13 protein-coding genes are annotated in these 15,703 nt (G+C 63.8%); all 13 read left to right on the forward strand.

Features of this window, described 5'->3' with window-relative positions; all coding sequences use genetic code 11:
- Positions 1 to 11: 11 nt before the first annotated feature.
- The 13 genes from AAAV44_RS02935 to selB all read left to right on the forward strand — a co-directional run bounded on the left by AAAV44_RS02935 (position 12) and on the right by selB (position 15,658).
- A complete protein-coding gene (locus tag AAAV44_RS02935; RefSeq protein WP_022095201.1) occupies positions 12 to 938 on the forward strand; it encodes an NADH-quinone oxidoreductase subunit H in 927 nt (308 codons plus the stop codon).
- 15 nt (positions 939 to 953) lie between these two features.
- Positions 954 to 2,411 (forward strand): hydrogenase 4 subunit D, encoded by a 1,458-nt coding sequence (locus AAAV44_RS02940; protein WP_346968673.1) that lies wholly within the window; start codon positions 954 to 956, stop codon positions 2,409 to 2,411.
- A 13-nt stretch (positions 2,412 to 2,424) separates the two neighbouring features.
- Entirely contained in the window at positions 2,425 to 3,078 is a 654-nt protein-coding gene (gene hyfE / locus AAAV44_RS02945) for a hydrogenase 4 membrane subunit (RefSeq protein ID WP_055286167.1), read from the forward strand.
- A 3-nt stretch (positions 3,079 to 3,081) separates the two neighbouring features.
- Positions 3,082 to 4,641 (forward strand): hydrogenase 4 subunit F, encoded by a 1,560-nt coding sequence (locus AAAV44_RS02950; protein ID WP_349114470.1) that lies wholly within the window; start codon positions 3,082 to 3,084, stop codon positions 4,639 to 4,641.
- A 3-nt stretch (positions 4,642 to 4,644) separates the two neighbouring features.
- The gene (locus AAAV44_RS02955; RefSeq protein ID WP_349114472.1) at positions 4,645 to 6,417 is read left to right on the forward strand and encodes a hydrogenase large subunit; all 1,773 of its coding nucleotides are present in this window, start codon (positions 4,645 to 4,647) and stop codon (positions 6,415 to 6,417) included.
- Position 6,418: 1 nt separating this feature from the next.
- Positions 6,419 to 7,135 (forward strand): formate hydrogenlyase complex iron-sulfur subunit, encoded by a 717-nt coding sequence (locus AAAV44_RS02960; RefSeq protein WP_349114474.1) that lies wholly within the window; start codon positions 6,419 to 6,421, stop codon positions 7,133 to 7,135.
- 2 nt (positions 7,136 to 7,137) lie between these two features.
- Positions 7,138 to 7,920 (forward strand): NADH-quinone oxidoreductase subunit B family protein, encoded by a 783-nt coding sequence (locus AAAV44_RS02965; RefSeq protein WP_006234107.1) that lies wholly within the window; start codon positions 7,138 to 7,140, stop codon positions 7,918 to 7,920.
- Positions 7,921 to 8,502, forward strand: coding sequence for a formate hydrogenlyase maturation HycH family protein (locus tag AAAV44_RS02970; protein WP_349114476.1), 582 nt, complete (start codon positions 7,921 to 7,923; stop codon positions 8,500 to 8,502).
- Positions 8,502 to 9,005 (forward strand): hydrogenase maturation peptidase HycI, encoded by a 504-nt coding sequence (gene hycI, locus AAAV44_RS02975; protein ID WP_349114477.1) that lies wholly within the window; start codon positions 8,502 to 8,504, stop codon positions 9,003 to 9,005. The genes AAAV44_RS02970 and hycI overlap by 1 nt, the downstream gene beginning before the upstream one ends.
- Before the next feature lie 39 nt (positions 9,006 to 9,044).
- A complete protein-coding gene (locus AAAV44_RS02980; RefSeq protein WP_349114478.1) occupies positions 9,045 to 9,884 on the forward strand; it encodes a formate/nitrite transporter family protein in 840 nt (279 codons plus the stop codon).
- 122 nt (positions 9,885 to 10,006) lie between these two features.
- Positions 10,007 to 12,124 (forward strand): molybdopterin-dependent oxidoreductase, encoded by a 2,118-nt coding sequence (locus tag AAAV44_RS02985; protein ID WP_349114479.1) that lies wholly within the window; start codon positions 10,007 to 10,009, stop codon positions 12,122 to 12,124.
- A 76-nt stretch (positions 12,125 to 12,200) separates the two neighbouring features.
- Positions 12,201 to 13,658 (forward strand): L-seryl-tRNA(Sec) selenium transferase, encoded by a 1,458-nt coding sequence (gene selA, locus AAAV44_RS02990; protein WP_349114480.1) that lies wholly within the window; start codon positions 12,201 to 12,203, stop codon positions 13,656 to 13,658.
- The gene (gene selB / locus AAAV44_RS02995) at positions 13,655 to 15,658 is read left to right on the forward strand and encodes a selenocysteine-specific translation elongation factor (RefSeq protein WP_349114481.1); all 2,004 of its coding nucleotides are present in this window, start codon (positions 13,655 to 13,657) and stop codon (positions 15,656 to 15,658) included. Before selA ends, selB begins: the two co-directional genes overlap by 4 nt.
- Positions 15,659 to 15,703: the final 45 nt, after the last annotated feature.

Below are 15,703 nucleotides of genomic sequence, written 5' to 3' on the forward strand. Positions count from 1 at the left end.
GAGGGGAGAGCATGAACAACATCGTACTTGCCGTTCTGCAGGGCGTGGTCGTCATGGCCGTCGCACCGTTCTTCTCCGGTCTCGGCCGCGTGATCCGCGCCAAGATGCACAACCGTCGCGGCCCCAGCATCATGCAGGACTACCGTGACCTGGCCAAGCTCTTTGCGCGCCCCGAGTCCCAGAGCGAGGATGCGAGCTTTGCGCTGCGCATCATGCCGCCGCTGTTCTTCGCCGTCGCCTTTATGCTCGCGATGGGTCTGCCGCTCTTTACGGCACAAAGCCCCATCCCGGTCTTTGGTGACGCCATCACCATCATGTACAGCCTGGCACTCGCCCGCTTCTTCTTCGCCCTCTGCGGTGTGGATTCGTCCAACGCCTACGCCGGTATCGGCGGCGTCCGCGAGCTGCTCATGAGCGTGCTCATCGAGCCGTCTATGCTGCTGGCGCTGTTTGCCGCCGCCCTGGTGTGCGGCTCCACCGATATCGCCACCATGGGTCAGCACATCATGACGGGTGCCATCGACGCACCGGTCGCCGTGATCCTCGCCGGCATCGCCTTTGCGATTGCCTGCTACATGGAACTCGGCAAGCTGCCGTTTGATCAGGCCGAGGCCGAGCAGGAGCTTCAGGAGGGCCCGCTCGCCGAGCTTTCCGGCCCGTCGCTTGCGATGGCCAAGCTCGCCATGTCCATGAAGCAGGTCCTGGTCGTCGCCTGGTTCTGCGCGATCTTCGTCCCCTGGGGCGAGCCCGCGACCGTGGGCGCCGCCGCTGTTCTGGGTGCAGTCATCTTCCTGGTGAAGTGCCTGATCGATTTTGTCGTATGCGGCGTGATCGAGAACTCCTGCTCGCGCTCGCGTTTTAAGGTGCTTGGCAATCAGACCTGGGCCGTCGTGGGCATCGCCGTTCTGGCGTTTGTCTTCGTGGTCGTCGGCGTGTAGGAGAAGGGAGAAACAATGTCATTTGCAGTCAGTCTGTCCCTTCTCGGCTTGGTCGCTATCGCGGCCCCGATGGTGGCCTCGGTGCTCGTCGCCCTGTTCCCCCGTCCGTACGCCAAGTGGTTCAGCGTTTTGGGTGCCGCCGTATCGACGGCCTGCACCATTGCCCTCGCCGCGAATTTCGCTGGCGCCGGCATGCCCGACACGCAGGTCCCCCTGATCTCGTTTGGGCAGACCCTCGTCATGGGATTTACCTTCGATCGCATGAGCACGCTGCTCGCGCCCGCCTTTGTGGGTATCGGCCTGCTTGTTGTGATCTATTCGATTCCCTATATGAGCGAGAATAACCGTGAGCATCCCGACGCACCGCGTCGTCGCTTCTACGCGTATCTCGCGACCTTCATCGGTGCCATGGCCGGCCTCGTGTACAGCTCGACCCTTTTGGGCCAGCTCGTGTTCTTTGAGATCACGGGTGCGTGCTCTTGGGGCCTCATTAGCTACTACATGACGCCTACGGCCAAGAAGGCCGGCATGAAGGCCCTGATCATTACGCATATCGGTGCGCTCGGCCTGTATCTGGGCGCCGCCATCGTGTTTGCCCACACCGGTACCTTCGCCATTACCGCGATTGCCGGCCTCGACGCCAAGCTCAAGGCTATCGTCCTTTTGCTCGTGCTGTTTGCGGCCTGGGCCAAGTCCGCACAGGTTCCCATGTACATGTGGCTGCCTTCGGCCATGGAGGCGCCGACGCCTGTTTCGGCCTACCTGCATGGCGCCTCGATGGTTAAGGTCGGCGTGTGCGTGTTCGCGCGTGCACTCGTCTCTGCCGGCGAGATCCCCGAGATCGTGGGCTGGGTCGCCATTATCGACGCCATGGTCACCATGCTCTTTGGTTTCCTTATGTACCTGCCGCAAAAGGACATGAAGCGCCTGCTGGCCTTCTCCACGATCGCCCAGCTCTCCTATGTGTTCTTTGGTCTGGGCCTTTCGGTCTTTGGCAGCCAGCTGGCCTTTGACGGTGCCGTGTGCCACATCTTTAACCACGCCTTCGCCAAGACCCTGTTCTTCCTGATCGCCGGTTCGTTCTCCTTTACCCTCGGCACGCGTATGCTGCCCAAGCTTCGCGGCATCGTAAAGAAGTACCCGATCTCGGGCGTGGGCTTTGGTGTCGCGGCGCTTGCCATTGCCGGCGTGCCGCCCATGAACACGTTCTTCTCGAAGTTCCAGATTATCGCCGGCGGCTTCTCTGTGGGTGCCGGCAACGTTGCGATCCTGGTGCTCGTGTGCATCATGGTCGCCGAGACCGTCGCCACCTTCGCCTGGTTCCTCAAGTGGATGGGCTATTGCCTGCCCGGCGAGCCGAGCGACGAGGTCGCTGCGGGAGCCCCGCTTCCCCGCGCGATGGCGTTCGTGTTCATCGTGCTCATCATCATGGTTATCGTCAGCGGCCCGCTTTCGGCCAGCTGGATCGGTTAGGAGGTAGAACGACATGGGTTATTCGATCGTCAACATCCTTGGCGGCCTTCTGATCGTCACGTCCACCATGGTGGTCGTCTCAAAGAACATCAAGCACGCCATCAGCTGGTATGCGGTGCAGTCGCTGGTGCTCGTGGGGCTTCTCGCCACGCTCGGTGTCACCACTGGTGCGCAGGAGCTGCTTATGTGGGCTGGATCTGCCTTTATCACCAAGGTCGTCCTGGTCCCTTATATCCTCAACCGCGCATACAAGAAGATGGGTGAGCCGAGCGACGCATCGCTCAAGGCCGGCCTTAAGCCCGCGTGGGCCATTTGCATCATCGCCGTCGAGGTCGCGATTTGCTTTGCCGTCGTGACGCAGATCAGCCTGCCCACGGCCGAGGTCGCAACGCCTGCGCTCGCTATTAGCTTCGCTCACTTCTTTGTGGGCCTCACCTGCATCATTTCGCAGCGCAACATCATGAAGCAGATCTTTGGATACTGCCTTATGGAAAACGGCAGCCATGTGACGCTCGCGCTTTTGGCCCCCACCGCTCCCGAGATCATCGAGATCGGTATCGCCACCGACGCCATCTTTGCCGTCATCATCATGTCCATCGTCGTGCGTCGCATTTGGGACGACTCCCACTCGCTCGATGCGCGCGACCTGTCCGAGCTGAGGGGGTAGTCCATGGAAACGTTGATTCTCGCCCTGCTCGCGACTCCTTTGGTGTTCTCGCTGGTCATGGCGTTTTTGCCCAAGAACACGTCCTATAACGTGTTTGCCGGTCTCAACCTGGTCTCCGTCGCAGCCGTCCTGGTGCTGTCGATTATGACGGCCGGCGACGTCCTTATGAGCGGCGAAACCGCGAGCGCTCTTGGCCTGTGGTTCCACCTCGATTCGCTGGGCGCCATCTTTGTGCTGCTCATCGGCTTTATCGGTTTTCTTACGGGGCTGTTCTCACTGCCCTATGTAAAGGCCGATATCGAGGAGGGCTCCATGCCCGCCGAGCGCGCCAAGCAGTATTTTGCGCTGTTTAGCCTGTTTGTGTTCACCATGCTGCTCGCGTGCCTGTCCAACAACATGATCCTCACGTGGGCCGCCGTGGAGGCAACCACGCTTTCCACCGTGTTCCTCGTGGGTATCTACAAGAACAAGACGGCCCTCGAGGCTTCTTGGAAGTATGCGATGGTCTGCACCGCCGGCGTGGCCTTCGGCCTGTTCGGTACGCTGCTGATCTACGCCAACGCCGCCGACGTGATTCCCAACGCCCACGAGGCCGCGTTCCTGTCGTGCGTGCTGCCGTATGCCGACCAGTTCGACCCGACGCTCATGCGCCTCGCCTTTGCGTTTATCGTGATCGGCTTTGGCACCAAGGCCGGCCTGTTCCCCATGCACACTTGGCTGCCCGATGCCCACTCCCAGGCCCCGAGCCCTGTCTCGGCCCTGCTCTCGGGCGTGCTGCTTAAGTGCGCCATGCTTGTGATCATGCGCTTCTATGGCTTTACCATCCAGGCCGTGGGCGCCGAGTATCCGCAACTTTTACTGCTGATCGTCGGCACGCTGTCCATTTTGGTGGCGGCACTCTCGATGTTTCGCCAGGACGACCTCAAACGCCGCTTTGCGTACTCGTCTGTGGAGAACGTGGGTGTTATCGCCCTGTGCCTGGGTATCGGTGGCCCGCTGGGTATCGCCGCGGCCCTGCTGCACTGCGTGTTCCACGGCTTTACCAAGACGCTTGCCTTCTGCGTGTCCGGCAACATCCAGCACGCCTTTGGCACGCGTAGCCTGGCCAAGATCCAGGGCGTCGTCGAGGTTGCGCCCGCAACCGCCGCGCTCGCCGTCCTGGCGCTGCTCGGTCTTGGTGCCTTCCCGCCCTTTGGCATGTTTATCTCCGAGTTCCTGACTTTTGTCGCCGGTGTTACCGCCGGTCCCATGTGGCTGGTCGTCGTGGTCGCCCTCGGTCTTACCGTGGCCATCTCCGCGCTCACCCGCATCGCACTCAAGTCGGTATTCGGCCATGCGCCCCAGGGCATGGGCAAGCATGAGGCCCCGGCGCTCATGCTTGCCCCCGAAATCATCCTGGCTGTCATGATCTTGTGGTTTGGCATCGCCACCCCGCTGCCCCTCGTGCACGGTGTGGAGACCGCGACCGGCATCGTGCTCGAGCAGAGCACCGAGGAACTTCACGCGACGCCGATGTACCGCGCTGTGTTCGGTACCGAGACCGCTCAGAGCGAGGTGGAGTAACGAATGATTGAAACTGAGAACAAGGTGTATGCCCGTCGCTGCGAGAGCCATGTCGAGGCCCTGCGCCGCGCCGTTCCGGGCTGCATCGAGAAGGTCGAGTGGCAGTGCGAGGACCAGCTGACGATTACCGTCAAGCAGGACAAGCTGCCCGAGGCCGTCCACTACCTGTATTACGAGCGCTACGGCTGGATTCCCGTGATCATCGGCAACGACGAGCGCAGTCTGTGCGGCCGTTACGCCGTGTATTACGTCATCTCCATGGAGGGGGAGGACCCCGGCTGGGTGACCGTGCGCACCGAGATCGATCCCGCCAAGATGACGTTCCCGTCCGTGACGCCGTTCGTCCCCGCCTGCGTGTGGGGCGAGCGCGAGCTGCGCGATATGTTCGGCCTGATCCCCGAGGGCCTGCCCGATCGTCGCCGCCTGGTACTGCCCGATGACTGGCCCAGCGGCCTGTACCCGCTGCGCAAGGACTCCATGGACTACCGCTTCCGTCCCGCTCCCGCGAGCGACATGGAAAACTACGAGTTCTTGGCCGACACCAAGGGCAAGGAGACCACGCTCGTCCCCATGGGCCCGCTGCACATTACCTCCGACGAGCCCGGCCACTTCCGCCTGTTTGTCGAGGGCGAGACGATCGTCGACGCCGACTACCGTCTGTTCTACGTGCACCGCGGCATGGAGAAGGTCGCCGAGACGCGCCTGAACTATGACGCCGTGACGTTCCTCGCCGACCGCATCTGCGGCATCTGCGGCTGCGCCCACTCGGTGGCCTATGCCGAGGCCGTCGAGCGCGCCCAGGGCATTCATGTCCCGCCGCGCGCCCAGTACATCCGCGCCATCATGCTCGAGGTCGAGCGTCTGCACTCGCATCTGCTCAACATTGGCCTGGCATCGCACTACACGGGCTTCGACTCCGGCTTCCAGCAGTTCTTCCGCGTCCGCGAGAAGTCCATGGACCTGGCCGAGAAGCTCTCCGGTCACCGCAAGACCTACGGCCTCAACGTGATCGGCGGCGTGCGTCGCGACATTTTGGCCGAGCAGAAGCTCTCCACGCTCACGACCATCCACCAGCTGCGCTCCGAGGTTCAGGAACTCGTCGACATGCTGCTCTCCACGCCCAACTTTATTGAGCGTACGAGTGGCATCGGCATTCTGGACCGCAAGATCGCTCGCGACTTCTCGCCGGTCGGCCCGCTCATGCGTGGCTCGGGCTATGCCCGCGACGTGCGCTTCGACCATCCCTTCGACGGCTACGCCGATCCGGATGTCCAGAAGATGCATGCTGCCACGGCCGACACCTGCGATGCCTTCGGCCGTACCGCCGTTCGCATTCAGGAGGTCTACGATTCGATCGACATGATCGAGACCATGCTCGAGAACTGCCCATCGGGCCCCATCCTCACCACGGATTGGGAGTACACCCCGCACAAGTACGCCATCGGCGCCACCGAGGCGCCGCGCGGCGAGGACGTGCACTGGGCCATGCTCGGCAATAACCAGAAGTGCTACCGCTGGCGCGCCAAGGCCGCCACGTACAGCAACTGGCCGGTCCTGCGCTACATGTTCCGCGGCAACACCGTGGGCGACGCGGCGCTGATCGTCGGCTCGCTCGACCCGTGCTACTCCTGCACCGACCGCGTGACGGTGACCGATGTCGCCGCCAAGCGCGACCACGTGCTTGACAAGGAGCAGTTCGAGAACGTCTGGCGCGACAAGTCGCCGCTTGCGGGCGAGGGCACCATGGCCGCTCCGCTCGATGAGGAGGCGCTCTAATATGCTGAAGCTTTGGAAGGTTAACGCCAAGGCCGGCGACGCGACGGTCAAGTACCCGTTTGCGCCGTTCCCCACCAACAAGGACATGCGCGGCAAGCCCGAGCACAATGCCGAGCTCTGCATCGCCTGCGGTGCCTGCGGCGTGGCGTGCCCGGCCGATGCCATTCGCATGGACACCGACCTTGCGGCCGATACCATCACCTGGTCGATCGACTACGGTCGCTGCATCTTTTGCGGCCGTTGCGAGGAAGCCTGCCCCATGGAGGCCATCAAGCTCACCGAGGAGTTTGAGTTGGCCGTCATGAGCAAGGACGACCTCACCAGCAAGAGCGTCTACACGCTCGAGCACTGCTCGCGCTGCGGCAAGCCGTTCGCCCCGCACAAGGAGATCGACTACGCCAAGCGCCTGCTGCAAAAGGCCGGCGGCATGGAGGCCGAGCAGGCCGCCCGTACCGTCGGTATGTGCCAGGAGTGCAAGCGCGAGCTCGACGCCCTGCGCGCCGCCTCGGCCGTAAAGACCGGCAACGCGCACGGCATGGCCGCCAACGAGACGCTTGCGTCCGGCGAGCCCCAGGGCCCCGGCATGGAGTATCTGGGCGGCCACGGCGTGAACCCGGAGTATATCGACCGCGGGCTCAACCCCGATGCGCCCGAGATTCCCGCCGGTCCTGCGCCGGTCGAGGGCATCATTATGGATTTTGATACGAAGGAGGAGTAACCATGGCCGAACCCACGCTTTTGCCCGAGCGGCTTCAGTACCGCCCGACCAAGATCGAGCTCGACGAGAGCATCGAGAAGGCCAAGGCGACCCTTCTTAAGAAGATCAAGCGCTCGGTGTACGTCTACCGTGTTGACTGCGGCGGCTGCAACGGCTGCGAGATCGAGATCTTCGGTTCCATCACGCCCGTCTTCGATGTCGAGCGCTTTGGCATCAAGGTCGTGCCCTCGCCCCGTCACGCCGACGTACTGCTGTACACCGGCGCCGTGACGCGTGCCATGCGCATGCCGGCCCTGCGCGCCTTTGAGGCCGCACCCGATCCCAAGATCGTGGTGTCCTACGGCGCGTGCGGCTGCACCGGCGGCATCTTCTACGACAACTACTGCGTCTGGGGTGGCACGGATAAGATTCTGCCGGTCGATGTCTATATCCCCGGCTGCCCGCCCAGCCCCGCGCAGACCGTCTACGGCTTTGCCATGGCGCTCGGTCTGCTGGACCAAAAGCTCCATGCCGAGACCACGGTGGAGGCCGCCGGCGAGCAGGCCGATATCCTGCACCCCGGCGTGCCGTACAAGCTGCGCGTTGCCATCGAGCGCGAAGCTCGCGCCATGAGCGGCTACCGTTACGGCCGCGACCTGGCCAACGAGTTTATGGATACGCTCGAGGGCGCGCCCAAGGGCGATATCCGCGGTGCCATGGCGTTGCTCATCGACAAGCAGGACGATCCGCGCCGCGTCGAGGTGTACTCGGCGCTGCAGGATCTGGTGCTTGCCGGAGGTCGCTAGATGGAGCTCACGGACCGCTCTGGTTACTTTGCGGGTCCCGGCATGCTCGGCGGCTCTTTTGGCGATGCCTCGCGCGCAAGCGACGAGGCCGCCGAGGGCGTCGCCGACCCCTGCCTGGGCCATGCGCCCGACCAGGTGGTCTTCTACGAGCTTACGCGTAAGTTTGTGGAGACCGAGGAAGACGTTCCCCAGGAGGCCTGCGACGTGCTGTACTACACGCTCGCCGTGGGCCACCACACCGGCGTGCTCGACTGCTTTGAGCCGCGCCTGTCGGTGCCGGTGGATGTGTTCTATTCGCTCGTCGACGCGCTGTCGGAGGGGGAGGCTAAGACCAAGTTCGAGGCCATCCGTTCCTTTGGCGAGTGCCAGCTCGACAAGGCGGCGGTGCCGTCGCTGCTCGAGGCCTGCGATGCGCTGCTCGACGAGCGCGGTTTTCGCGGGTCGGCCAAGGCCGGCATCTCGGTGTTCGACGACGACTTTGGCCTGCATGCCCAGCAGGTCGCGTTTCTGATGAAGTTCCGCGATTTGGTGGAGCGCGTGCGCGATGTTTCGGGCGTGTATCTGACGGGAAGGTTGCAGTAATGGATCGCGTTGTGGATGGACGTGTGAACGGCGCCCCGTTTGCGGGTATCGTGCTCACGGCGGGAAGCGTGCTGCGTGCCGACGATGCCGCCGGCCCCGTGCTCTCCAAAAAGATGGAGGACGCGCCCATCGCCGGTTGGTACACCATCGACGGCGGGCAAACGCCCGAGGACGACATCATCGAGGTTAAGCGTGAACGTCCGCCGCGTTTGGTTTTGGTCGATGCCGCCGACATGGCGCTGCCCGTCGGCGCCATCCGCTTGCTCGACAAACGTGACGTGGCCCGCAAGTCGATGTTCACCACGCATTCGCTCCCTTTGTCGATTCTGATCGAGGAAATCGAGCAATCGTGCGAAGATATCGTCTTCATAGGGATTCAGCCGGGCGATACGGAGTTTTACAACCCCATGTCCCCGGAGGTCTTTGAGGCCGTCGACGCCGTGTACGACGCCGTGGCCGCCAACGACTTTTCCCACTTTGTCCGCTTGGGGCAGGAGCTATAGCAGCGCTTGCCTCTGCTGAATAGGAAAGAAGTGATTGACATGGCAGATTCCAAGGTGGAGTACCCCGCTCCCGATTGCCTGGCGCCCGCCGCGATCGAGGCCAAGACCGAGGCCGCCGGCGTGACCAAGGCTAACCTGCCGGTCGCTAAGGCCTTTCTGTTGGCAATGTTCGCCGGCGCGTTTATCGCCTTCGGCGGCCTGTTCTTTACGGTGTTTTTAAGCGATAGCACGCTGGGCTGGGGTGCCCAGCGCGTCGTGGGCGGCCTGTGCTTTTGCCTGGGCCTGGTGCTGGTGCTGGTGTGCGGCGCCGAGCTGTTTACCGGCAATTCGCTTATGGTCTGTGCGCTCAAGAGCAAAAAGATCACCCTTGTCCAGATGCTTAAGGCCTGGGTCGTCGTGTGGGTCGGCAATTTTGTCGGTGCTCTGTTCATCGTCTTTTTGGTGTACATGGCCGGCATCTATAAACTCAACGGCGAGGCGGTCGCCAACTCCATGGTGAGCGTCGCCGCCGGCAAGGTGACGGTCGACTGGGCGACGATCTTCTTCCGCGGCATCCTGTGCAACATCTTTGTGTGCCTGGCCGTGTGGATTGGCACTGCGGGCAAGACCGTAGTCGATAAGGTTGTGGGCATTTTGCTGCCCATCGCCGCCTTTGTGGCCTGCGGTTTTGAGCACTGCGTTGCCAACATGTACTTTTTGCCCATGGGTGCCGTGATGCACGCGTGCGGCTATGGTGCCAAGGTTGCCGGCGCCGATGCGCTCAACGTCGCGGGTATTGCGTTTAATCTATCCGCCGCCACGCTGGGCAACATCGTGGGCGGCGCGGTTCTGATCGCGCTCGGCTACTGGTTTGTCTACGCCAAGAAGTCCGAGGCGTAAGGTACCGTCTGTTTGACGTTGGGCCTCCCGCGGGGCGTTGCCGTGCGGGAGGCTTTTTGGGTCTGGGGCCCGTTGCCGGGCTTTTGGCCTGTTGTGTTTTGCTGATGAAAGGGGTAATCGAGATGGCATCTGCTGTGAAGCGTGACGGTCGCGCCGTGGTGACCACATGCGGGGGATGCTATGCCGATTGCGCCTTTGCGGCACGCGTTGAGGACGGCCGCGTGGTGACCGAGTTGCCGGTGCCGGGGCATCCGTGCGCGGCGCGTGCCCTGTGCGCCCGCGGACGGCATCGCCTGGCAATGCCGTTTGACGAGCGCGACCGCATTGTGCACCCCATGCGCCGACGAGCTGATGGCTCGGGGTTCGATGCGATTTCCTGGGACGAGGCGTTTGCCCAGATTGCCGAGCGCCTTTTGGGGATTGTTGACGGGCATGGTCCGCGCGCGCTGGGCATGACGCTCGGCGTGCCCTCGTTCGACCGTTACTGGGCGTATCGTTTTATGCATGCGCTTGGTTCGCCCAACGTGTACGGTGCCGACGGTGCCTGCGAGGTAAGCCGACTTACCGGTTGGGAGCACAGCTTGGGCTATAGTCCCGCCTCTGACCTTGCGCACACCGATTGCATCATGTATCTGGGGCGCTCCATTGTCGATTCGTCGACGATGGGGGCCGTTGATGCGCTCAACGATGCCCGTCGACGTGGGGCTAAGATTATCGTGGTTGACCCCCGGCGCAGTGGCTCGGCTGCGCTTGCCGACCGCTGGCTGCGCGTACGTCCTGGATGCGATCTGGCGTTGCTGCTGGGTATCGCACATGTGCTGGTAGCCGAGGACCTGTACGATCACGAGTTCGTGGACCGCTACGCCACAGGCTTTGACGAGCTGGCGCAGGCGGCCAGTTCTTGGACACCCGAGTGGGCCGAATCGATGTGCGACGTGCCGGCCGCAGAGATTGTCGCCACGGCGCGCGATCTCGCTGCCGCCGCGCCTGCCGCTGTGGTGGATGCGGGTTTTCATGGTGGCATCGGCATCGCGTATGCCAATAGCACCCAGACCGCACGCGCTATCTACTTGGTCGATGTGCTGCTGGGCTGTATTGGACATGCGGGTGGCGCGCTCAATCCGCCCACACCGCTTTCACTGGGCGACCTCGATCTCACTCGCTTTGCGACGCCGCCGGTGCCGCGCGAGCCCAAGCTGGGGTCCGAGCGCTATCCACTGGTCGATCCGGTGCGCGGGCTGTGCACGACCATCGGTCAGTCGATTCTTGCCGGCGATTTGCGTGGGCTCATCGTCTATGCCAGTAACCCCGGTGCGGGCTATGGCAATGCACAGGCTTGGTTGGGTATTTTGCAGCAGCTCGACTTGCTTGTGACGATTGATATTCGTTGGTCCGAGACGGCGCGTGCTTCTGACTTCGTGCTGCCCGACGTGACGTATCTGGAGGCCGACCGCGGTGTGGGCACAGTCGTGGGCGCCAGCGATTCGCGCGTGTTCTACCGCAACGCCGTGCTGCCCGTGCAGCATGACGGCACACGTCCCGGTCGGGAGATTTTTGCCGGTCTGGCGCAGGCGTGTGGCGTGGGCGAGTATTTCCAGTTTACGTCTGACGATCTGACGGCTGCCCAGGTGGCCCCTTTTGGGATCGATCTGGACGAGCTCAAGGAGCGCGGCTGGGCCGATACGGGCGTGGCGCTGCCGTCGCGCACGGGTGAGCCGGTGATTCCGCTTGCCGGCGGCAAGATTGCGCTGGCAAGTGACGTATGGGAGCGAGCCGGCCTGGGGCGCGTGCCAGGCTGGATTGCGCCGATGGTGGAGCCCAGCCCGGGGATGTTTCGCCTCATTAGCGGCAATCGACCCTTTGAGTCACATACCTCGCGAAGGCTTGCGGCCCAAGGTGCCGCCGAGGCTGGATCGGACTTGGACGCCGTGCAGATGAACGCCGATGTCGCCGCTCGCATGGGTATCGCCGATGGCGAGGTCGTCGAGCTTGTGAGCGACATGGGCCGCGACCGCGTGCGCGTGGAGACGACGCCCTATCTGCATCCGGCGTGCATCTTCACCTCGGCCGCCCCCGGCGGGCGTTCGTCTGGCGCCGATACCGGTGGCGCTCAGGCCTTGGGCGTAGGCCCGCTCGACCATACGCCGTTGCGTTGGGACCCGTTGACGGGCGCTGCGCTCACCCAGGAAAACGCCGTTCGCGTGGAAAAGATCGCGGCGCGCGAGGATAATAGCGATTGATTGACTCAGCCGATCGAATTGGCTGATAGTTTGACGTTCGAACGATTGATTCACCTTTGGTTTTGAAAGGTCGCACATGAGCGATAGCCAGAACATGTCCGATGAGGTACGCGCCCGCCTTCGCGCCATTCCTTCTGTCAACGAGCTGCTCGCAGAGTGGCCGGTTGTGAAGGCGGCGGGGGAGACCTGCGACGCGGTGGTGCATGCCGCCGTCACGGCCGAGCTCGATGAGGAGCGCGCCGCGATTCGTGCCGGCGCCGCCCCGCGTTCCAAGCGCGAGCTGGCCTCGGCCATCGAGTGGCGTGCGCATCGCTCCGCGCTGCCGAGCCTGCGTCCCGCCGTCAACGCCACGGGTGTGGTTATCCATACCAACTTGGGTCGCGCCCCGCTCGCGGAATCAGCTGCCAAAGCCGTGGCCGAGGTTGCGCGCGGGTATAGCACGCTCGAGTACAGCGTCGACACCTGTTCGCGCGGGTCGCGCAAGGAGCACGCCGCGCAGCTGATCCGCTCACTCACCGGTGCCGAGGACGCGCTCGTGGTCAACAACAATGCCGCCGCGGTGCTGCTGGTGCTGGCGACCCATGCCGCAGGCAAGGAGGTCATCGTCAGCCGCGGCGAGCTTGTCGAGATCGGCGGCAGCTTCCGCATCCCCGATGTCATGGCGGCTTCGGGCGCCAAACTCGTCGAGGTCGGCGCCACCAATCGCACGCACCTGACAGATTATGAGCAAGCCATCACGCCCGATACGGCGATGATCCTTAAGGTCCATCCTTCCAACTATCGCATCGAGGGTTTTCACGAGGAGGTGGGTTCTCGGGAGCTTGCGGCGCTTGCTCACAAGCATGGCCTGCTGTTCTACGAGGACCAGGGCTCGGGCGCGCTGTTGCCCGACGACATCTTGGTGCGCGGCGGCGAAGAAACCACGCCGGCTTCGGTTTCGGCAGGGCTCGATCTGGTGTCGTGCTCGGGCGATAAACTGCTCGGTGCCGCACAGGCGGGCATTATCATGGGCCGTCGTGACCTGGTCCAGGCCTGCGGGTCGCATCCGCTTATGCGTGCCCTGCGTCCGGGCAAGCTCGCACTGGCGGCGCTCGAGGCTACACTGCGCATTTATATGGATGGGGCGGATGTGGCCCATCGCGAGGTGCCGGTGCTCAACATGCTCACGCTTCCGCAGGCTCATCTGGAGCGTCGCGCACGCAAGCTGCGCGAGCTGATGGTGGCAGGCCTCGATAAGGCGGGTCGCCCGTGCGCCGTTCAGGTGGAGATCGTCGAAGAGTCGTCGACTCTCGGCGGCGGCTCGCTGCCTACCGTCGAGTTGCCCACGATGTGCGTGGCCGTCTGCCCGGTCGACGGGCTCCTGTCCGTCGACGCGCTCAAGCGCTCGCTCGTTCAAGACTTCGATACGCCGGTCGTCACGCGCGCCTCGCACGACCGCATTCTGTTTGATGTGCGCACGCTCGTAGGCGACCGCGATATCGAGACGGCGGCATCGACGCTCGTCGCGTGCGTTGAGAAGGCGATTGCTCGATGAGTGAGGTTCAAGTGCTGGTGGAGTGTCCCGTTATCGTTGGCACGGCGGGTCATGTCGACCACGGTAAGTCGGCGCTCATCGAGGCGCTGACCGGCAAGAATCCCGATCGCCTTGAGGTCGAGCGTCGCCGCGGCATGACGGTGGAGCTGGGCTTTGGCGAGCTGGCGCTTCCGAGCGGCAAGATCGTTGGCCTGGTCGATGTGCCGGGGCATGCCCATTATCTGCGCGCCATGGTGCAGGGTGCGACGGGCATCGACGTTGCCGTGCTGGTGGTTTCGGCCGTCGAGGGCGTGATGCCGCAGACCCGCGAGCACGTGCATGTGCTGGAGCTGCTGGGCGTTACGCACATGGTGGTCGCGCTGACGATGTGCGACCTGGCCGATGCCGAGATGACCGAGCTTGCCGAGCTCGATGTCGATGACTTTTTGTCGGGTACCGTGTTTGCGGGTGCGCCGATCGTGCCCGTGTCGTCTAAGACGGGCGAGGGGATTGACGGGCTGCTTGCGGTGCTCGACGAGCAGGTAAGTGTCTGCTGGGATGCCTGTCGCGACCGTTCCGATCGGAGCGATGCCGCGCCGCGCCTGCCGATTGACCGCTGCTTTACGATCAAGGGCGTCGGCACCGTCGTGACGGGAACGCTGCATGATGCGCCGGTTGCGGTGGGCGATGAGCTCGTCGCGCTGCCGTCGCGCACGGCCTGCCGCGTACGCGGGATCCAAGTGCATAGCGACACGCAACGGGCGCTGCCCGGTCAGCGTGTGGCGCTCAACCTGGTTGGTGACGGCGTCGCCGCGCTCGATCGCGGTGAGATGCTCGGTGTGGCGGGTCGCTTTGGCCAGACGATGCGCTTTATGATGACGTTTACGTATTTGGGTCTCGAGGGAGCCAAGCCGCGTGTGCTCGAGTCGGGTGCGCGCGTGCACGTGATGGCCGGTACGGCCGAAGTCGTCGGCCGCATCATGCTTTTGGAGGGTGAGGCCCCCATGGCGGTGGGCGAGACCCGTACCGTACAGGTGCGCTTGGAGGAGCCACTGCCGGTGCGCGCCGGAGACCATGCCGTGGCGCTGTCGTATTCGCCCGTGATGCTCATTGGCGGCGGGCGTGTTCTGCTTTCGCGCTGCCGTCGCTCGCGCGAGCTTGCCGAAGGGGAGCGTGCGTTGTATGCGGCGCTTGAGGCCGGCGATATCACAGGCGGTGTGGGCGCTTGGCTGACGCTGCAGACGCTGCCGGTTACGGCGGTTGATGTTGCCGCGGCTTTGGATCTTGGCGTCGGCGAGGTCGATACCGCACTGCGCGGGTTGGTGGCGCAGGGCGCTGCTTGCGCGCTTGCTGGCTCGGATGGCTCGCTGTATGCAGATTCTTCCTCGCTCGACGCCGCGATGGATGCACTGGCGGCGACCCTGTCGGCCATGCACGCGGCGGCTCCCAAGGAGACGGGCTTTACGCCCGGCGCCGTTGCCCATGCTGCGTGGCCTGCCGCTGATGAAGGCGTTGCCGCAGCTCTGATTGCCGAGGGCTGCTCGCGTGGCGTGTGCGCCGCCGAGGGCGCCGAGGTATTCGATCCGCATTCGGCCGCCGCGGCGGCACGCGTGGTGCGAGAGGCTTGTGAGCGGATCGTCGCGCTGCTTGACGAGGCTGGCCTGGATGCACCGGCGCTTCCCGAGGTGGGCGAACAGCTGCAGCTCGGCCGCGACACCATGACGCGTGCCCTGCGCGAACTTTCGCTCAACCGCTCGATCGTTAAGGTCGAGCGCGACGTTGCCCTGTCTGCTGCCGCCGAGGCCCATGCGCGTGAGCTCGTCGCCGCCGCCATCGAGGCAGCCGGCGGCGCAGCCACCACGAGCGTGCTGCGTGAGGCCCTGGGCGTGTCGCGCAAACGCGCCATCAGCATCTTGGAGCACCTGGATGCCGTGCGCTTTACGGTGCTCGACAAGGATGCCGGCGGCCTGAGGTCCCTACGCCAGGCCGGTCATCCGCTCCCGCCTCCTCAGTTGCGGTGAAATAGTTCCTGTTTTTGGGGTCTTGCAGCCTAAGCAAGAACTATT

This window comes from Collinsella sp. CLA-AP-H1, assembly GCF_040092945.1.
Taxonomy (GTDB): Bacteria; Actinomycetota; Coriobacteriia; order Coriobacteriales; family Coriobacteriaceae; genus Collinsella.

Bases quoted from the DNA above. Each gene is read 5' to 3' on its own strand.
- AAAV44_RS02935 (WP_022095201.1), top strand. From the start codon at position 12: ATGAACAACATCGTACTTGCCGTTCTGCAGGGCGTGGTCGTCATGGCC.
- AAAV44_RS02940 (WP_346968673.1), top strand. From the start codon at position 954: ATGTCATTTGCAGTCAGTCTGTCCCTTCTCGGCTTGGTCGCTATCGCG.
- hyfE (WP_055286167.1), top strand. From the start codon at position 2,425: ATGGGTTATTCGATCGTCAACATCCTTGGCGGCCTTCTGATCGTCACG.
- AAAV44_RS02950 (WP_349114470.1), top strand. From the start codon at position 3,082: ATGGAAACGTTGATTCTCGCCCTGCTCGCGACTCCTTTGGTGTTCTCG.
- AAAV44_RS02955 (WP_349114472.1), top strand. From the start codon at position 4,645: ATGATTGAAACTGAGAACAAGGTGTATGCCCGTCGCTGCGAGAGCCAT.
- AAAV44_RS02960 (WP_349114474.1), top strand. From the start codon at position 6,419: ATGCTGAAGCTTTGGAAGGTTAACGCCAAGGCCGGCGACGCGACGGTC.
- AAAV44_RS02965 (WP_006234107.1), top strand. From the start codon at position 7,138: ATGGCCGAACCCACGCTTTTGCCCGAGCGGCTTCAGTACCGCCCGACC.
- AAAV44_RS02970 (WP_349114476.1), top strand. From the start codon at position 7,921: ATGGAGCTCACGGACCGCTCTGGTTACTTTGCGGGTCCCGGCATGCTC.
- hycI (WP_349114477.1), top strand. From the start codon at position 8,502: ATGGATCGCGTTGTGGATGGACGTGTGAACGGCGCCCCGTTTGCGGGT.
- AAAV44_RS02980 (WP_349114478.1), top strand. From the start codon at position 9,045: ATGGCAGATTCCAAGGTGGAGTACCCCGCTCCCGATTGCCTGGCGCCC.
- AAAV44_RS02985 (WP_349114479.1), top strand. From the start codon at position 10,007: ATGGCATCTGCTGTGAAGCGTGACGGTCGCGCCGTGGTGACCACATGC.
- selA (WP_349114480.1), top strand. From the start codon at position 12,201: ATGAGCGATAGCCAGAACATGTCCGATGAGGTACGCGCCCGCCTTCGC.
- selB (WP_349114481.1), top strand. From the start codon at position 13,655: ATGAGTGAGGTTCAAGTGCTGGTGGAGTGTCCCGTTATCGTTGGCACG.